At 56.6% G+C, this 14,249-nt stretch carries 16 protein-coding genes and 4 tRNA genes; 9 read left to right on the top strand and 11 right to left on the bottom strand.

Features of this window, described 5'->3' with window-relative positions; genetic code table 11:
• Positions 1-28 precede the first annotated feature (28 nt).
• From BOP93_RS03965 to yacG, 4 genes are read left to right on the top strand one after another with little or no spacing between them, the layout of a single operon-like run.
• Positions 29-1,237, top strand: a complete 1,209-nt coding sequence (locus BOP93_RS03965; RefSeq protein ID WP_104501626.1) for a type II secretion system F family protein — start codon at positions 29-31, stop codon at positions 1,235-1,237.
• On the top strand, positions 1,234-2,100 hold the full coding sequence (locus BOP93_RS03960) for a prepilin peptidase (protein WP_104501625.1): 867 nt from the start codon (positions 1,234-1,236) through the stop codon (positions 2,098-2,100). Before BOP93_RS03965 ends, BOP93_RS03960 begins: the two co-directional genes overlap by 4 nt.
• Positions 2,097-2,720 carry a dephospho-CoA kinase gene (coaE, locus tag BOP93_RS03955; RefSeq protein ID WP_104501624.1) on the top strand — a complete coding sequence of 208 codons (624 nt, stop codon included), beginning with the start codon at positions 2,097-2,099 and terminating at the stop codon, positions 2,718-2,720. Before BOP93_RS03960 ends, coaE begins: the two co-directional genes overlap by 4 nt.
• The gene (gene yacG, locus BOP93_RS03950; RefSeq protein ID WP_003188437.1) at positions 2,717-2,917 is read left to right on the top strand and encodes a DNA gyrase inhibitor YacG; all 201 of its coding nucleotides are present in this window, start codon (positions 2,717-2,719) and stop codon (positions 2,915-2,917) included. Before coaE ends, yacG begins: the two co-directional genes overlap by 4 nt.
• Here yacG and BOP93_RS03945 read toward each other — a convergent pair.
• Both BOP93_RS03945 and BOP93_RS03940 read right to left on the bottom strand, forming a co-directional pair.
• A complete protein-coding gene (locus BOP93_RS03945) occupies positions 2,914-3,129 on the bottom strand; it encodes a hypothetical protein (RefSeq protein WP_003171680.1) in 216 nt (71 codons plus the stop codon). The two genes, yacG and BOP93_RS03945, sit on opposite strands and share 4 nt — an antisense overlap.
• A 63-nt stretch (positions 3,130-3,192) precedes the next feature.
• On the bottom strand, positions 3,193-3,882 hold the full coding sequence (locus BOP93_RS03940; protein ID WP_104505237.1) for an energy-coupling factor ABC transporter permease: 690 nt from the start codon (positions 3,880-3,882) through the stop codon (positions 3,193-3,195).
• A 315-nt stretch (positions 3,883-4,197) separates the two neighbouring features.
• Here BOP93_RS03940 and BOP93_RS03935 point away from each other — a divergent pair, with 315 nt between their 5' ends.
• Entirely contained in the window at positions 4,198-5,196 is a 999-nt protein-coding gene (locus BOP93_RS03935; protein WP_104501623.1) for a fatty acid desaturase family protein, read from the top strand.
• Between the two features lie 38 nt (positions 5,197-5,234).
• Here BOP93_RS03935 and BOP93_RS03930 read toward each other — a convergent pair whose 3' ends face one another.
• The 3 genes from BOP93_RS03930 to BOP93_RS03920 all read right to left on the bottom strand — a co-directional run bounded on the left by BOP93_RS03930 (position 5,235) and on the right by BOP93_RS03920 (position 8,499).
• The gene (locus BOP93_RS03930) at positions 5,235-6,125 is read right to left on the bottom strand and encodes a DMT family transporter (protein WP_237140393.1); all 891 of its coding nucleotides are present in this window, start codon (positions 6,123-6,125) and stop codon (positions 5,235-5,237) included.
• 17 nt (positions 6,126-6,142) lie between these two features.
• Complete coding sequence (locus BOP93_RS03925; RefSeq protein ID WP_104501621.1) at positions 6,143-7,255, bottom strand: ornithine cyclodeaminase family protein; 1,113 nt, start codon at positions 7,253-7,255, stop codon at positions 6,143-6,145.
• Between the two features lie 329 nt (positions 7,256-7,584).
• A complete protein-coding gene (locus BOP93_RS03920; protein ID WP_104501620.1) occupies positions 7,585-8,499 on the bottom strand; it encodes a LysR substrate-binding domain-containing protein in 915 nt (304 codons plus the stop codon).
• A 314-nt stretch (positions 8,500-8,813) separates the two neighbouring features.
• Here BOP93_RS03920 and BOP93_RS03915 point away from each other — a divergent pair, with 314 nt between their 5' ends.
• From BOP93_RS03915 to BOP93_RS03905, 3 genes are read left to right on the top strand one after another with little or no spacing between them, the layout of a single operon-like run.
• On the top strand, positions 8,814-9,443 hold the full coding sequence (locus BOP93_RS03915; protein ID WP_104501619.1) for a DUF1780 domain-containing protein: 630 nt from the start codon (positions 8,814-8,816) through the stop codon (positions 9,441-9,443).
• 53 nt (positions 9,444-9,496) lie between these two features.
• The gene (locus BOP93_RS03910; protein ID WP_104501618.1) at positions 9,497-9,670 is read left to right on the top strand and encodes a DUF3094 family protein; all 174 of its coding nucleotides are present in this window, start codon (positions 9,497-9,499) and stop codon (positions 9,668-9,670) included.
• Positions 9,671-9,730: 60 nt separating this feature from the next.
• A complete protein-coding gene (locus BOP93_RS03905; RefSeq protein ID WP_065891873.1) occupies positions 9,731-11,029 on the top strand; it encodes an NAD(P)/FAD-dependent oxidoreductase in 1,299 nt (432 codons plus the stop codon).
• A gap of 185 nt (positions 11,030-11,214) precedes the next feature.
• Here BOP93_RS03905 and BOP93_RS03900 read toward each other — a convergent pair whose 3' ends face one another.
• Complete coding sequence (locus BOP93_RS03900) at positions 11,215-11,661, bottom strand: GNAT family N-acetyltransferase (protein WP_104501617.1); 447 nt, start codon at positions 11,659-11,661, stop codon at positions 11,215-11,217.
• Positions 11,662-11,790: 129 nt separating this feature from the next.
• Positions 11,791-12,822 carry an NADP-dependent oxidoreductase gene (locus BOP93_RS03895; RefSeq protein ID WP_104501616.1) on the bottom strand — a complete coding sequence of 344 codons (1,032 nt, stop codon included), beginning with the start codon at positions 12,820-12,822 and terminating at the stop codon, positions 11,791-11,793.
• A 135-nt stretch (positions 12,823-12,957) separates the two neighbouring features.
• Between BOP93_RS03895 and BOP93_RS03890 the strand changes: the two genes are divergently transcribed.
• On the top strand, positions 12,958-13,545 hold the full coding sequence (locus BOP93_RS03890) for a TetR/AcrR family transcriptional regulator (protein WP_065896505.1): 588 nt from the start codon (positions 12,958-12,960) through the stop codon (positions 13,543-13,545).
• 152 nt (positions 13,546-13,697) lie between these two features.
• On the opposite strand, the gene BOP93_RS03885 is transcribed toward BOP93_RS03890, so the two are convergent.
• The 4 genes from BOP93_RS03885 to BOP93_RS03870 form a co-directional block, all read right to left on the bottom strand.
• Positions 13,698-13,774 (bottom strand) — tRNA-Pro (locus BOP93_RS03885).
• 94 nt (positions 13,775-13,868) lie between these two features.
• A tRNA-Lys gene (locus BOP93_RS03880) sits at positions 13,869-13,944 on the bottom strand.
• A gap of 5 nt (positions 13,945-13,949) precedes the next feature.
• A tRNA-Pro gene (locus BOP93_RS03875) sits at positions 13,950-14,026 on the bottom strand.
• Positions 14,027-14,035: 9 nt separating this feature from the next.
• Positions 14,036-14,111, bottom strand: a tRNA-Asn gene (locus tag BOP93_RS03870).
• Between the last annotated feature and the right edge of the window lie 138 nt (positions 14,112-14,249).

The raw sequence follows: 14,249 nt of genomic DNA, 5'->3' as shown, positions 1-14,249 counted from the left end.
ATTCTCAATCTGCATGTGCGGACGCGACATGAACGACAGCTCGACGATCTACGCCTGGCAAGGCATCAACCACAAAGGCCGCAGGGTATGCGGGAAAATCGCGGGGCATGACCTTGCGCGGGTCAAGGCACGACTACGCGAGCAGGGGATCTGCCCCGTGCGTGTACGCAGGCAATCGCCAGGCCTGCCAAGCCTGGCGGCGCCGATACTGCCGGCGGACATCGCGCTGTTCACCCGCCAGTTGGCGACGCTGTTGAAGGCGGGCATTCCGCTGCTGCAAGCCTTCGACATCATCAGCGAAGGCGTCGAAAACCGCCCACTGCGCAAGCTGGTAACGGGTCTGAAACAACACATCGCCGCCGGTAACAGCCTGGCCAGCACGCTGCGCCAACACCCCCGTTACTTCGATGACCTTTACTGTCACCTGGTTGCCGCCGGTGAACAGGCCGGTGCCCTGGAAACACTGCTGGAGCGCGTGGCCATTCAGTTGGAGAAAAACCAACAGCTCAAGACCAGGATCAGGAAAGCCATGACCTATCCTCTTGCAGTGCTGGTGGTGGCCGGCCTGGTCAGCGCAGTGTTGTTGATACACGTGGTGCCGCGGTTCCAGAACCTGTTCGCCGGAGCCGACAGCCAATTGCCCGGTTTTACCCTGGGGGTCATTGCCCTCTCCGATTTTCTGCAACAGGCCTGGTGGATACTGGCCCTGGGCCTGGGCGCAGCCATTGGCGGGCTGCGCCACGCCTATCGTGTTTCTGCGGTTTTTCGCTATCGACTGGAAGCGGGTTTGTTGAAAGCCCCCCTGGCAGGCAAACTATTGAACAAAGCTGCCGTCGCCCGCTACGCCCGCACGCTTGCAACCACCTTTGCGGCAGGTGTCCCGCTGGTGCAGGCGCTGGGCTCAGTGGCCGGCGCCGTCGGTAATGGCCCTTTCAAACAGGCAATCGAACATATGCGCCACGACGTATCTACAGGCATGCAGTTGAATCAATCCATGGCCGCCAGCGGCCTGTTTCCAGGCGTGGCGATCCAGATGACGGCAATCGGCGAAGAGTCCGGCACCCTGGACCACATGCTGGAAAAGGTCGCAAATCATTACGAGGCCGACGTAGAGACTCTCGTCGATAACCTCACCAGCTTGATGGAACCGCTGATCATGGTGGTGCTGGGGAGCATCGTCGGTGCGCTGGTGATTGCAATGTACCTACCGGTGTTTCAACTGGGTTCGGCATTTTGAGCGCGTTGCTGGGCGAGCAGCCCTGGGCGTTTGTCGGCATGGCGCTGGTGCTGGGCCTGATTGTTGGCAGTTTTCTCAATGTGCTGGCATGGCGCCTGCCCAAAATGCTTGAGCGGGAATGGCGCGCACAGGCCCATGAGATCCTCGGCCTGCCCGCCGCGCCAGCGGAGCCGGTTTATAACTTGATGCGCCCGAATTCGTGCTGCCCGCGCTGCGACCAGCCGATTCGCCCCTGGGAAAATATCCCCCTGCTCAGCTACCTGATGCTCAAGGGGCGTTGCTCCCATTGCCGTGCAACCATCAGCGCACGCTATCCCCTCACCGAACTGACCTGTGCGCTGATATCCGCCATCGTCGCCTGGCACTTCGGCTTTGGCTGGCAGGCCGGCGCGGTGATGCTGCTGAGTTGGGGGTTGCTGGGCATGAGCCTGATCGATGTGGATCACCAACTGCTGCCGGATGCCATGGTGCTGCCGTTGCTATGGTTGGGGCTTGTCCTCAACAGTCTGGGCCTGCTCGTAACATTGCCCGATGCGTTATGGGGCGCGGTGCTGGGCTACATGAGCCTGTGGAGCGTGTTCTGGCTGTTCAAGCTGGTCACCGGCAAGGATGGCATGGGCCATGGCGATTTCAAGCTATTGGCGCTGCTAGGTGCCTGGGGCGGCTGGCAGATACTGCCGATAACGCTGCTGATGGCGTCAGTGCTCGGGGTGTTTGTCGGGCTGCTGCTGATGCGCTGGCGCAAGGCGCACATGTCGGCACCGATGCCATTTGGACCCTGCCTGGCAATTGCCGGCTGGATTGCATTGCTCTGGGGTGGTCAAATAACCGACTTCTATTTGCAGTCTGTCGGTTTCAGATGACCACTCCTGTTGCAACACCCTGGATTCTCGGCCTCACAGGCGGTATCGGCAGCGGTAAAAGCGCTGCGGCCGAGCACTTCACAAAGCTGGGTGTCGACCTGGTCGACGCCGATCACGCCGCCCGCTGGGTGGTCGAGCCCGGCCGGCCGGCGCTGGCGCGCATTGCCGAGCATTTCGGCAGCGGTGTGCTGCAGGCAGACGGCCAACTGGACCGCGCCGCGTTGCGCAAATTGATTTTTGAAGTACACGAAGAACGTCGCTGGCTCGAAGGCCTGTTGCACCCGCTGATCGCTGACGAAATTCGCGATCACCTGGCACGCGCCCAGTCGCCTTACGCGATTCTGGTCTCACCGCTACTGATCGAATCCGGCCAATACAGCATGGCCCAGCGCATCCTGGTGATCGACGTGCCGCAAACGCTGCAGATTCAGCGTACCCTGCAGCGCGACGGCATCAGCGAGCAACAGGTGCAGGCCATTCTCAAGGCCCAGTCGAGCCGCGAAGACCGCCTGAACCATGCCGATGACGTACTGGTCAATGACCAGGACCTTGCCTGGCTGCACGGCGAGGTTGAGCGACTGCACCACTTTTATCTTACTTTGCGTGGAGGCCGATCATGAGCCAGCCCTTGACCGTCGATTGCCCAACCTGCGGTGCGCCCGTGGAATGGAAAGCGACCAACCTCAACCGACCGTTCTGCTCGGACCGTTGCAAACTCATCGACCTGGGTGCCTGGGCCGCTGAAGAACACAAGATCCCGGTGGCCCCGGACGCCGAAGACGAGTTGTTTTCCGAAGACCTGCCGCCGCGCCACTAAGGCCGCATAAAGGCGTATTCCTGTTGGTCGTCGAGGTTTTCCGCAAGGTATTGCAACTCGTCGGCCAGGTCTTCAAAACTGCGCACGCCCTTGCTTTGCTGCACCACTGCGCTGAGCATGGCGCGCAGGGTCAAGCCCGGATCAAAGCCGATTTCCTGCGCCGCATCCTGGCTTCTACGCAACTCCTGCCGTGCCCATTCGTACACACTCATGATTGGCGCTCCTGAAATTTCGCAGAGCATGGGCCTGTGCGGTCATCTGCCTTTTGACCTGGATCAACGCCGCGAATCGTCGTCCTTCCAGGGCACCGAGAGGTAGCGGGTGCGGTTGAACGTCTCCAGCCACTCCGGGCAGAACACCACCAGGGCACTGATGATCATGCCGTTGATAAACGCTTCCGGAAAAATGATCAGCCACAGGTAGCCAACAAAATCCTCCAGCCATTGCGGCATCGCAAATCGTCCATCGAACCACAGCAACCCCAGGCCGACCAGCAGGCAAAGCAACGCCGAGAGCGCTGCGGCGAAAAAGCCGGAAAAATAAATATACACAAAGGGGTTTCGCGGTTGCGCCCGTTCCACGAGCAGCGCGCAAAGCTCAGTGATGAGTACCGGGAGGCCAATCAGCAACAGCCCATTGATGCCGACGGCGGCGAGGTCCTGACGCCCCAGCCATACCAACCCCAACTGCGCGACAAACCCACCGACGATTGCCAGCGGCCAATCCAGCAGCAGGGTCACCGCGGTCATGCCGATAAAGTGGTAAGACACCCCCGTATCGAAATCCCGCCGCACCAGCCACAACATGAACAGCGCGAACACCGTGCCGAACAGCAAATGCTGGCGCCGTCGGTCGGCAAACAGTTCGACCCAGGGCGCACTTAAAATCGCCCAGATCACCAACGGGGCATACAGCAACCAGCCGATGCCGAGCGTTTGTGGCGCCAACACCATCGCGCCGATCACCGCTTCACCTGCCTCACCGCCTTGCGACCTGTCATTGGCCGGGCTGTGTTGATCCTGCGCATAACGCCTCGCTTCCAGAGTCACTGCCGGTAGTCAGTCTACATCGCCAACGTTCGAGTTGCCGGTTAACGCGTTAAAAGGCTGACACGCGAAAAGAACCTGCAGCGCATTGCGCGATTGATCGATAGAGAAACTAATACCAGCCGTAGTATTACTGCATTGCAGCCGCTGTCACCTTCAAATAAAACCTTGAGGACTTTTAAACCAATCGAAGGAGCAGGAAAACAAGGCCTCTTGTGAGTACTGGGCACATCTATGACAGACAGCATTACTTACCCGCTTTTGATCGATAAACACGTGGCAGCGAGTGACCGCGGCGCAGCGAAACTTGATGCGCATTTAAAAAACACACTGATAAAGCGAACACCGGTACGCACTTCGCTTATTTATCTCAACGCGGCTCTGATTATTGCAGTCGCCATGACACCACTATTACTCGAAGCACTGGGCGCGATTGATCTGCCCTGGTATGCCACAACCTTAAGCATGATCATCCTGGGATTGATTTACGCTCACTTTACCGAGCTACAACATGAACTGCTGCATGGACACGCCTTTAAATCACAACGGTTGAATCGGGGGTTGGGATTTATCTGCGGTCTGTTCATGCTTAACGCTTTCTCCCACTATAAATACCATCATCTTCGTCATCACCGGCATCTGGGCACGCCACACAACAGTGAGTTTTTCAACTACCCGGAAAAAGGCATGGACAGCCCCTGGAAGCTGGCAAGTGCCGCCATCAATCCAGGCAGGTTCATTCGCGTGGGCGCGCTCATGTTTAAAAGCCTCACTGGAGCCAAACTGCAGGATATGGAAGACAGCAAAGCGCAAAAGCATACGAGGCAGGAATATTGCGCGTATTTTTTTATTGTCGCTGCGGCTGTCGCATTCTCGTTATGGTCCGGTTCATGGTTTTTTGTACTGGCCTGGCTCATCCCGATGGTATTGATCGCGGAACCCGCCCATTACCTGATAGAGCTGCCGGAACATTTCGGCCTCGATGCCTACACCGAACCGAACTTCAACAGGAATACCCGAAGCATCGAGGCATCCTGGCTGGCCCGTTGGTATACAAACGCAAACAACCTGCACACCGCACACCATAGCCTGGCGAGCGTGCCCATGGGCCGTTGCCAGACCCTACATGACTGCACTCGGTCAAGCATGGAAGTTATCGAGCCGGATTACTGGACGTTCTATCGCAAAGTCATGTCCGGCGAGCTCAAGCCATTCAACCGCGCCAGTCAATGACAGCTCGTTCTGGCTGACGGCGTCGCTTGAAACACCGGTTATTTCCGATACCCGAAGACGTAGATCATCCCTGCGCTGGCCAGGATTACGCCGGCGACTTCAAGTGAGCTGGGCACTTCGCAAAGGACGAAGATTCCCAGCACACTGGCGATGCACGGCACCAGCCCACCGAAAATAGAGCCGCGTGTGGCGCCCAACACGGTCACGGCCTTGGTATAGAACAGCAGCGCGACAATTGCCGCAAACACGCCTTGAAACAGCCCCTGGAAAACGATTTCGGACAGCGGGGCAGCCAGGATGCCCGGCGTTCCCCACAGGAAGTACAGGGGTAGATACAGCAGCATGGAGACGACGGACACCAGCGCCGTGGCCTGGAAGGCATCTACCTCCCATGCGCGTGAGGCAATGGTATAGATCCCCCATAACGCGCCGGCCGCGATGAACAACAGATCCCCCAGCCAGACCTGCCCTCCACTGTCGGTCATACTGCGCCAGCCCGAGAGAGCAGCCCCGCCCATGACAACCAGAATTCCGATCAGTACGGCTTTCTCTGGTCGGTCGCGCAGTATGAACCAGCCTCCCAGGGTGGAAACCGCAATCATCGCACTGGGAATAAGCACACCGGCATGCCCGGCTGGCGCATAAGCCAGTCCGATGATGCCAAGCAGTACGTGGGGAATACCCTGGCCCACCGTAAGAACCAACGTCTTCGGCAAACCAAGGGTTCCGGTTCCTCTCTTCAGGACAAAAGGCAACAGAATCAACCCGGCCACCATGAAACGCAGGGCGGCTATGTCATAAGCCGACAGCGTTTTTTGCACACCAAAACGGGAAAGGACAGGCCAGGCGCCCCAGATGAACGCTGACAGAAGCCCAAAGCAGACGGCGACGTAAAGCGTTTTTCGATCAACTGCATGCACGCTGCTCATGGCCTGTCCTTTTTCACTCACGCTGACTTTATGGAACGATCGGATGCTGCGCTTTCAACCACGTGCAGTCCGTGGGTGAAATTCGAAAAGCGGTAAGGGTTCATAGGATCATCACAACCTGCTTCAATCAGAATATGCTGGCCCAGCCCGAGCGCCTGCGCCTGGTCAATCAAGACTTCAGTCATGATCTGATCGGCCAATGAAACGCCGGTGCTGTCGAAAATGGTCGGCTTCATCTGATACTGCACATAGTCCTGGGGCGCCTTGACGATCTTGTGTAACTCAGGACCGATACAACCGTATTCTTCTTCGCTCAATTGCTGGCACTCACCCTCATTCAACGCCTGTTCCAGATAATCAGGAACCAGAAACGAGCTCTTCAGCAATTGCGTTGATAACTCATACTTTCTTGGCGTGTCGGCACCCACCGCATTGATATGCACATGCGGTTTCATCCCACCTGCGTGAAGAACCGGGCCAGCATCAAGCCCGATGGAGGTCGCCACGCAAATAATGTCGGACTGCGCCAGTACTGTTTCCTTGGAAACAATGGTTGGCGTAATTCCCAAGGCCGCGACCCGCTTGGCGAATGTAGCTTCAACGGCCGGATCGATATCGTGTACCAGCACCGCATCGAAGTTATAGATTCGGCTGAGCGCATGGGCCTGGGTCACGGCCATGGCACCGGCGCCGATCAGCCCCAGCGTTTTACTTTCAGGATGAGCCAGCAGTTTTGACGCAACGGCCGATGAGGCCCCCGTCCGCACCGCTGTCGCGAATACGCCGTCAACCACAGCGATAAGGTGGCCGTCCGTGACGTCGTATAAGGAGTTGGTCGCCATGACTGTTGGCATGCCGCGATTGAAGGGATTCCCCGGATGGTAGCCAACCACCTTGAGCGCAACGTTCTTATCGCGTCGGTAAGCGGGCATGAATTCAATCAGGCCCATTTCCGGCGTTTCATAGACAAACCCGGTACGCGGTTGGATCTCCACTTCACCATTACCAAAAAGCGTCAGTGCCTGACGTAACCTGGCAATCGTTTCGTCCATTAAAGTGTCGAGGCCGACTGCGGCGGCGATTTCACCGATATTTTCCTCCGAGAGGATAATGGTTGCTCGTTGTGCCACGGTGTCGCTCCTATGGGTTTGGAGAGTTGATTCAGAACTAGGCGGGCGCCAAATGCTGTTTATTTATTGATTCGACGGAACCGCCGCACGTTATTTTTAAATAGAGGAATGTGCGTATAAGGCATGAACACCCGCACACTGCTGCCGCAACTTGATTCAGGCGATCACGGAGGTAAGTCAAAGGCTATTTAATCAAGCCTACGCCTGTTTCAAAAATACGAGACTCGTGAAACAGAGTCGATGGAGTATTTCTTCAGGGGGCATTAGATTTACTAAACGGCAAACAGCAGCGACCCGGGCGGCCAATACCCAGCGCTACAGGCCAGGCTTTATAAGCTTCTTAGCGATCCGGCGAGTGAACGAGTCAACCAAGCCTCAAACTTGTCCAGCGCCTGCATTTTCTGAGAGTACTCAGGTTTCAGGAAGGTATAGCAATTATCGCCGGGAAAGCGAGTCCCCAGGACTTTTTCCAACTGACCGCTGCGCAATTCATGTTCGACCAGGATGGATTCTATCAACGCCAATCCCTGTCCATGAATGGCCGCCGTTAACGCCATATGCCCCTCAGTAAAGATCAATGCAGTCTTACTGAGGTCCAGGGATAAACCCAGCTCACTGAAGACGCCCCTCCAGCTTTTATGCAGCTTCCTGTGGTCTTCAGTTTTTGATTCGTAACTGATTAACTTATGATCATACAGATCGGCATAATGATTGATCGCTGGTGATTTATTTATATAGGCAGGGCTTCCAACAATAATAATATCCGAACGGCCGAGCACCGTGCTGTTGGGTGGAGGATTCTCACCCTTGCCGAACCTGATTGACGCATCGATACCATCGCTGCGAAAACTCCTCACCTCGCAAGACGCATCAATCACAACATTGAGATCCACATGTTGTTCGTAAAACTTGTTTAAATTTGGAATGAGCCACTTAACGGCAAAAGAAGGCGGGGCGGAGATAGAAAGTGTGGTTCTTTGAGTACCGATAATTTCTTCAGCGACTGCGGCCAGTTCGCCCAATGCTTTCTGCGCTACGCCAGCGAGCCGCTGTCCGGCGTCAGTCAGCGTCAGGCCCTTGGCATCCCTGATGAACAGTGGGCAGTTTACGTAGTTTTCAAGATTTTTGATCTGCTGGCTGGCCGCCCCTTGAGTGACGCATAGCTCCACTGCAGCCTTAGTTACACTCAAATGCCGAGAGACTGCTTCAAACGCTTTTACCGCATTAAGTGGCGGGGTCTTCATGGGTCGCTTCTTATCTATCCATAGAAAATTCACTGTCTCGACTCTAACTCAAGCCACCTGTGTTGCCTAGACTTGCCCAAACTCACTGCACCGCGAAACACTTCGGCGCCGTGATGCGATATAACCGGCGGCCTGGCAGTCTTCTTATCTTTATCATGCAACTTTGCGCACTGTTTAAGTGCATGATGCAAGGCCCCGAATACTGGCGCCAATGCGCCGCACCATCACTGGGCACCCAATGCATCGCCTACCAGGCAGCGCCAGTGTCGCAGCGAGTCTTCCTGCGGTCATCATTTGAACGCTAAGCTACGCAGATGGATGACTCAGATTATTTGCGCTTGCTCACCGTAGCAGCCGAACAAGCCAACGCATTTCTGTCCAATGCCCGCAAATGGGAGCGTGAGCGTTGGGTCTGCCAGCGCCTGTTGCAAGGCTTGAACGTGCCCTATCGCGCCGAAGAGTTCCACGCCGCAGGCACCGAGCCGCCGGACGTGCTGTTTCGCGACGCCAGTTTTGAAGTGTTCTTTGTATTGGACGAAGGCCGCCGCCTGAACGACGAATGGCGCGACGAATTGCTGCGCAGACGCAGCGCTTTCTCCTTGAGCCAACTGGTGCGGCGCGAAGCCAAGCCAAAGCGCATTCCCGCCCATGAGTTCCTGTTGCGCCTGGCACCGACACTGCGCAAGAAAGCGCATAACTACAAGGAACGCGGCATGGACCTGGGGGAGCTGGACCTCATCGCCTTCGCCAGCCTCAAGCGCGAAGTGCTGGACCTCAACAGCCACTTTCCGCCGCCAACCGAATATCTGCGCCAGGGCTGGCGCTCCCTGTCGCTGGTGGGGCCAACCTTTGCGCGCGTGCTGTTCGCCCATCCGGACGCGCCGGATTTCTTGCGCAACAACCTGGGCCGCAGCATAGTGTTCGATGTGGGCATCAGCCTTTGATCCACAGGCTGTAACGTGACGCCCTTTTGCAACGTCTACCTGACGAGGCCTTTATGAGCAGCCGCCTGAAACCCGATGACCAACAGCATGTCGAAGAGTACCTGCAACTCTCCCAGCACAGAGTCGAGCGCAAGCCTTTCAGGCCATGGCTGCTCCTCTGTGTGGTGCTGGTGGTGGTGATCGGGCTCGGTCTGCTGAGCCGCCTTTTGAGTTACCTGACGCTATGAGCTGCCTGGCGCTCGCGGGGGTAACTGCTCCGATTTCTTTTAGCCTTGCGAGATATCCCCATGACCCATCGTATTATTGTCGTCGGCGGCGGTGCCGGCGGCCTGGAGCTGGCGACCCGCCTGGGTAAGACCCTGGGCAAACGCGGCAAAGCCAGCATCACGCTGGTGGACGCCAACCTGACGCATATCTGGAAACCGCTGCTGCACGAAGTAGCGGCCGGCTCGCTGAACTCTTCGGAAGACGAACTCAATTACGTCGCCCAGGCGAAATGGAACCACTTCGAGTTCCAGTTGGGACGTATGAGCGGGCTTGACCGCGAACAGAAGAAAATCCAACTGGCCGCCACCCTCGATGAAGAAGGCCGGGAACTGGTGCCTGCACGCGTCCTGGGCTACGACAGCCTGGTCATTGCAGTGGGCAGCACCACGAACGATTTCGGCACCGAGGGCGCCGCGCAACATTGCCTGTTCCTCGACACCCGTAAACAGGCCGAGCGCTTTCATCAGCAGTTGCTCAACCATTACCTGCGCGCCCACGCCGGGCAGACCGACACGGTCGAACAAATCAGCGTCGCCATCGTCGGCGCCGGCGCCACCGGCGTTGAGCTGGCGGCGGAACTGCATAACGCCGCCCATGAGCTGGCGGCGTACGGCCTGGATCGCATCAAGCCGGAAAACATGCACATCACCCTGATCGAAGCCGGCCCACGGGTATTGCCCGCGCTGCCGGAGCGGATCGGCGGGCCGGTGCATAAAACCCTGGAGAAACTCGGGGTGACCGTGCTGACCAACTCCGCCGTCAGCGAAGTGACCGCCGACGCGCTGATCACCAGCAGCGGCCAGGTGATCCCGGCCAGTCTCAAAGTCTGGGCTGCCGGGATCCGCGCACCGGGTTTTCTCAAGGACATCGATGGTTTGGAGACCAACCGCATCAACCAGTTGCAGGTGCTGCCGACGCTGCAGACCACCCGCGACGAAAACATCTTTGCCTTTGGCGATTGCGCCGCCTGCCCGCAACCAGGCACCGACCGCAATGTGCCGCCCCGCGCGCAAGCCGCTCACCAACAGGCTTCATTGCTCGCCAAGTCGCTGAAGCTGCGGATTGAAGGCAAGGAACTGCCAACCTACACATACACCGACTACGGCTCGCTGATCTCGCTGTCGCGCTTTTCCGCAGTGGGTAACTTGATGGGTAACCTGACCGGCAGTGTGATGCTCGAGGGCTGGTTGGCGCGGATGTTCTACGTGTCGCTGTACCGCATGCACCAGATGGCGCTGTATGGCTTTTTCCGCACGGCGATGCTGATGCTCGGCAGCAAGATCGGACGCGGGACTGAGCCGCGCCTGAAACTGCACTGACAAGATAAAACAATGGGGTAGGAGCGAGCTTGCTCGCGAAAAACGTCAACGATAACGCGTGTTTCCTGAATGAACGCGGTGCCTGTGAGTTTTTCGCGAGCAAGCTCGCGCCTACAGACGGTGGTGAAGCCCCACCTACCTTGCAGAATCGCCATCTGAACCAGCCTCTGGCAAGACGCGCCTGGTTATGTAAGGCTTTTTTCGAAGTAAACGCGATCGAAACCATACTCCCTGCGCTCAGCTACTTTCACATACCCAAGCTTGGGATATATCGAGAGGTTGTCTGCCATCTTCGCATTGGTATAGAGATGAACGGCGTTCACACCGCGCGCGCTGGCGGCTTTTTCACAAAAGCTGATCAGCGCCCTTCCAACCCCCCGCCCGGCTGCGCTCGGGAGGACTGCCACGTTTTCCAATAGGCAATACCCGTCCTTGACATAGAACACAATAAAGCCCTGAAACCTGGCTTGATCGTCAAGCGCAACATAGACCACTCCGGCCGCTATCTGCGTGATGAAATCGGCGATCATCGGGGCTGGCTTGCGACCGATCAATGGCACATAACGCGCGTAGGCTTGTTCAGCGCAATGTCTGATCTCGAACTCATCACTTGCTTCGGCTAACCGGATCATATCGCTGTCCTTAAGGCGCTCTATACCGCCAAGCTGTTATCTGCAACTTCCCACCCTGGATGCTTGCCTTCAAAACACTGGACGTTTTGAAAAAGAATTACGCAGCCCATCATTCCGTTGGCGGGCAAGTCATGGCTCGCCTAACTGAACAATCGTTTTACCAAAATTACGTCCCTTGAGTTGGTCAATCAAGGCTTGCGGTGCTGTATGCAACCCATGGGTAATCTGCTCGCGATAACTCAACTTGCCGTCGGCGATCCACTGGACCGCTTCCTCAAGAAAATCTGCCATTTGCTCTTCAGCGTATTCCGTCTGGATGAAACCGCGCAGGGTAAGGCTCTTGCTCATTATCTGCGCCATCGTATTGGATAGACGATCATTGCTTTCCTGAGCACCGGACGGTTTCTCGTATTGAGAAATAATCCCGCAGACAGGAACGCGAGCGTAAGTATTCAAGAGCGGCAGAACAGCATCCCAGACTTTTCCACCGACGCTTTCAAAGTAGACATCAATGCCGTTCGGGCAGGCGTTGGCCAGTTGTTCTGCAAAATCCGGCGCGTTGTAATCGGCGACTGCATCGAAATGCAGCTCGTCCTTCAAGTAGGCGAGCTTTTTCGCACCGGTAGTGATGCCTACCGCTCGAGCGCCACGCAGGCGGGCGATTTGTCCGACCATAGAGCCGACCGCGCCGCTCGCAGCAGCAACCACTACGGTTTCACCTGGATTGGGCTTGCCAATGTTGCGCAAACCCGCATAGGCCGTGAAACCTGTCATTCCCAGTACGCCCAATGCGGTGGAAGGCGGTGCCAGGTCTGGATCAAGTTGACGCAGGTCGCTGCCATCTGAAATGGCAAAGCGTTTCCACCCGGAAAAAGCCAATACCCACAAACCGACTGGCCAATCGGGATGACGGGACTCCCTCACCCGCGACACCGTGGCGCCGACGATGACCTGGTCGATCTCGATAGGATCGTTATAGGATTTTTCCGCCCTCATCCACCAGCGCATATAGGGGTCAATGGAGAGGTAAATGGTCTCCAGCAGAACTTCGCGCTCGCCCGGTATGGGTACTGCGACATCTTCAAGACGAAGGTCGGATGGCTTCAGGTCCCCATCCGGGCGCGCCGCCAGTACGACCTGCTGATTCGATAGCGTTGTCATTACATTTCTCCCGCTCAGGTTGATCAAATGATCCGGTAGGCAGCTTTCGCCGCACTTACATACAAAGTGTATGTGATTAATGTATTAACATACGTACTGCATGTCAATGCACCCATGATTGATAAGGAGAGCCTGATGGCGCGACAAAAACGTGCGGATATGATTGCGTCAACACGCAGCAAGTTGATCGCTGCAGCCCGCAAAGCCTTTGCCGAAAAGGGCTACGCCGAGACCGCCATGGAGGATCTGACAGCGGATGCCGAACTGACACGCGGTGCGCTCTACCACCACTTCGGCGGCAAGAAAGGCCTGCTGGAAGCCGTTATTGCCCAGATAGACGAAGAATCTTCTGCGCACCTGCGTGCAGTTGTAGAACAGGCCAGTACGCCTTGGGAGGGGTTCGTCGAGGAAAGTGTCGAATGGATCAAGCTGGCACTTAACCCGGAAATTCAACGAATTGTGCTGTTGGATGGCCCCGCGGTTCTTGGCGATCCGGCGCGGACGGCCAGCCAGAGCGCCTGCCTGGCCAGCACTATGCGTAGCATTCAAGCGTTGATCGACCAGAACGTGGTCAAACCGGTAGATGCACAGGCGACCGCCTATCTGGTCAATGGTGCAGCGTTGAATGCTTCTCTGTGGATCGCTGGCGCGGCTGACCCACACAAGGCATCGACACAGGCAATCGCCAGCTTTCGTATTTTGCTATCGGGGCTGCTGCGATAGTGTTTGGCGGGCAAGCATCACAGGTAGTTCTTCTGGTGTAATCGGGGGCGAGTCGAATTATCGCACCGCCCCTCCCACACTGTTTCAATCGGTCCTGAGTTTCGCGCAGGCAAAAAAAATCCCCGTATCTTTCGATACGAGGATTTTTAATATGGTCGGGGTAGGGGGATTCGAACTCCCGACATCCTGCTCCCAAAGCAGGCGCGCTACCGGACTGCGCTATACCCCGGTAATAAAAAGGCGACCTTTCAGTCGCCTTCTTCGATCAGTGCTTTTGGCCTCTGATCTTAAGATCTGATTCCAGCGCTAACTGGTCTCAAAAATGGTGGGTCGTGTGGGATTCGAACCTACGACCAATTGGTTAAAAGCCAACTGCTCTACCAACTGAGCTAACGACCCAAATATGGTCGGGGTAGGGGGATTCGAACTCCCGACATCCTGCTCCCAAAGCAGGCGCGCTACCGGACTGCGCTATACCCCGGTTTGAAATTGGCTCCGTGACCAGGACTCGAACCTGGGACCCAATGATTAACAGTCATTTGCTCTACCGACTGAGCTATCACGGAACTATATATTTCAAAGTACAACATATTTCAAACTACAACATTTACCGCTGTGTAGCTTCTCTTCGACCCTGTCCGTATCGCTACGTTAGCGTCTCTGAGGCGCGCTATTCTACAATCTTAAAAACCCCTGTCAACCCT

Origin of the sequence: Pseudomonas orientalis (genome assembly GCF_002934065.1) — a bacterium.
Classification (GTDB): domain Bacteria; phylum Pseudomonadota; class Gammaproteobacteria; order Pseudomonadales; family Pseudomonadaceae; genus Aquipseudomonas; species Aquipseudomonas orientalis_A.
Note: the sequence above shows the minus strand (reverse complement) of the source record. Positions and strands in the feature narration are given on the sequence as shown.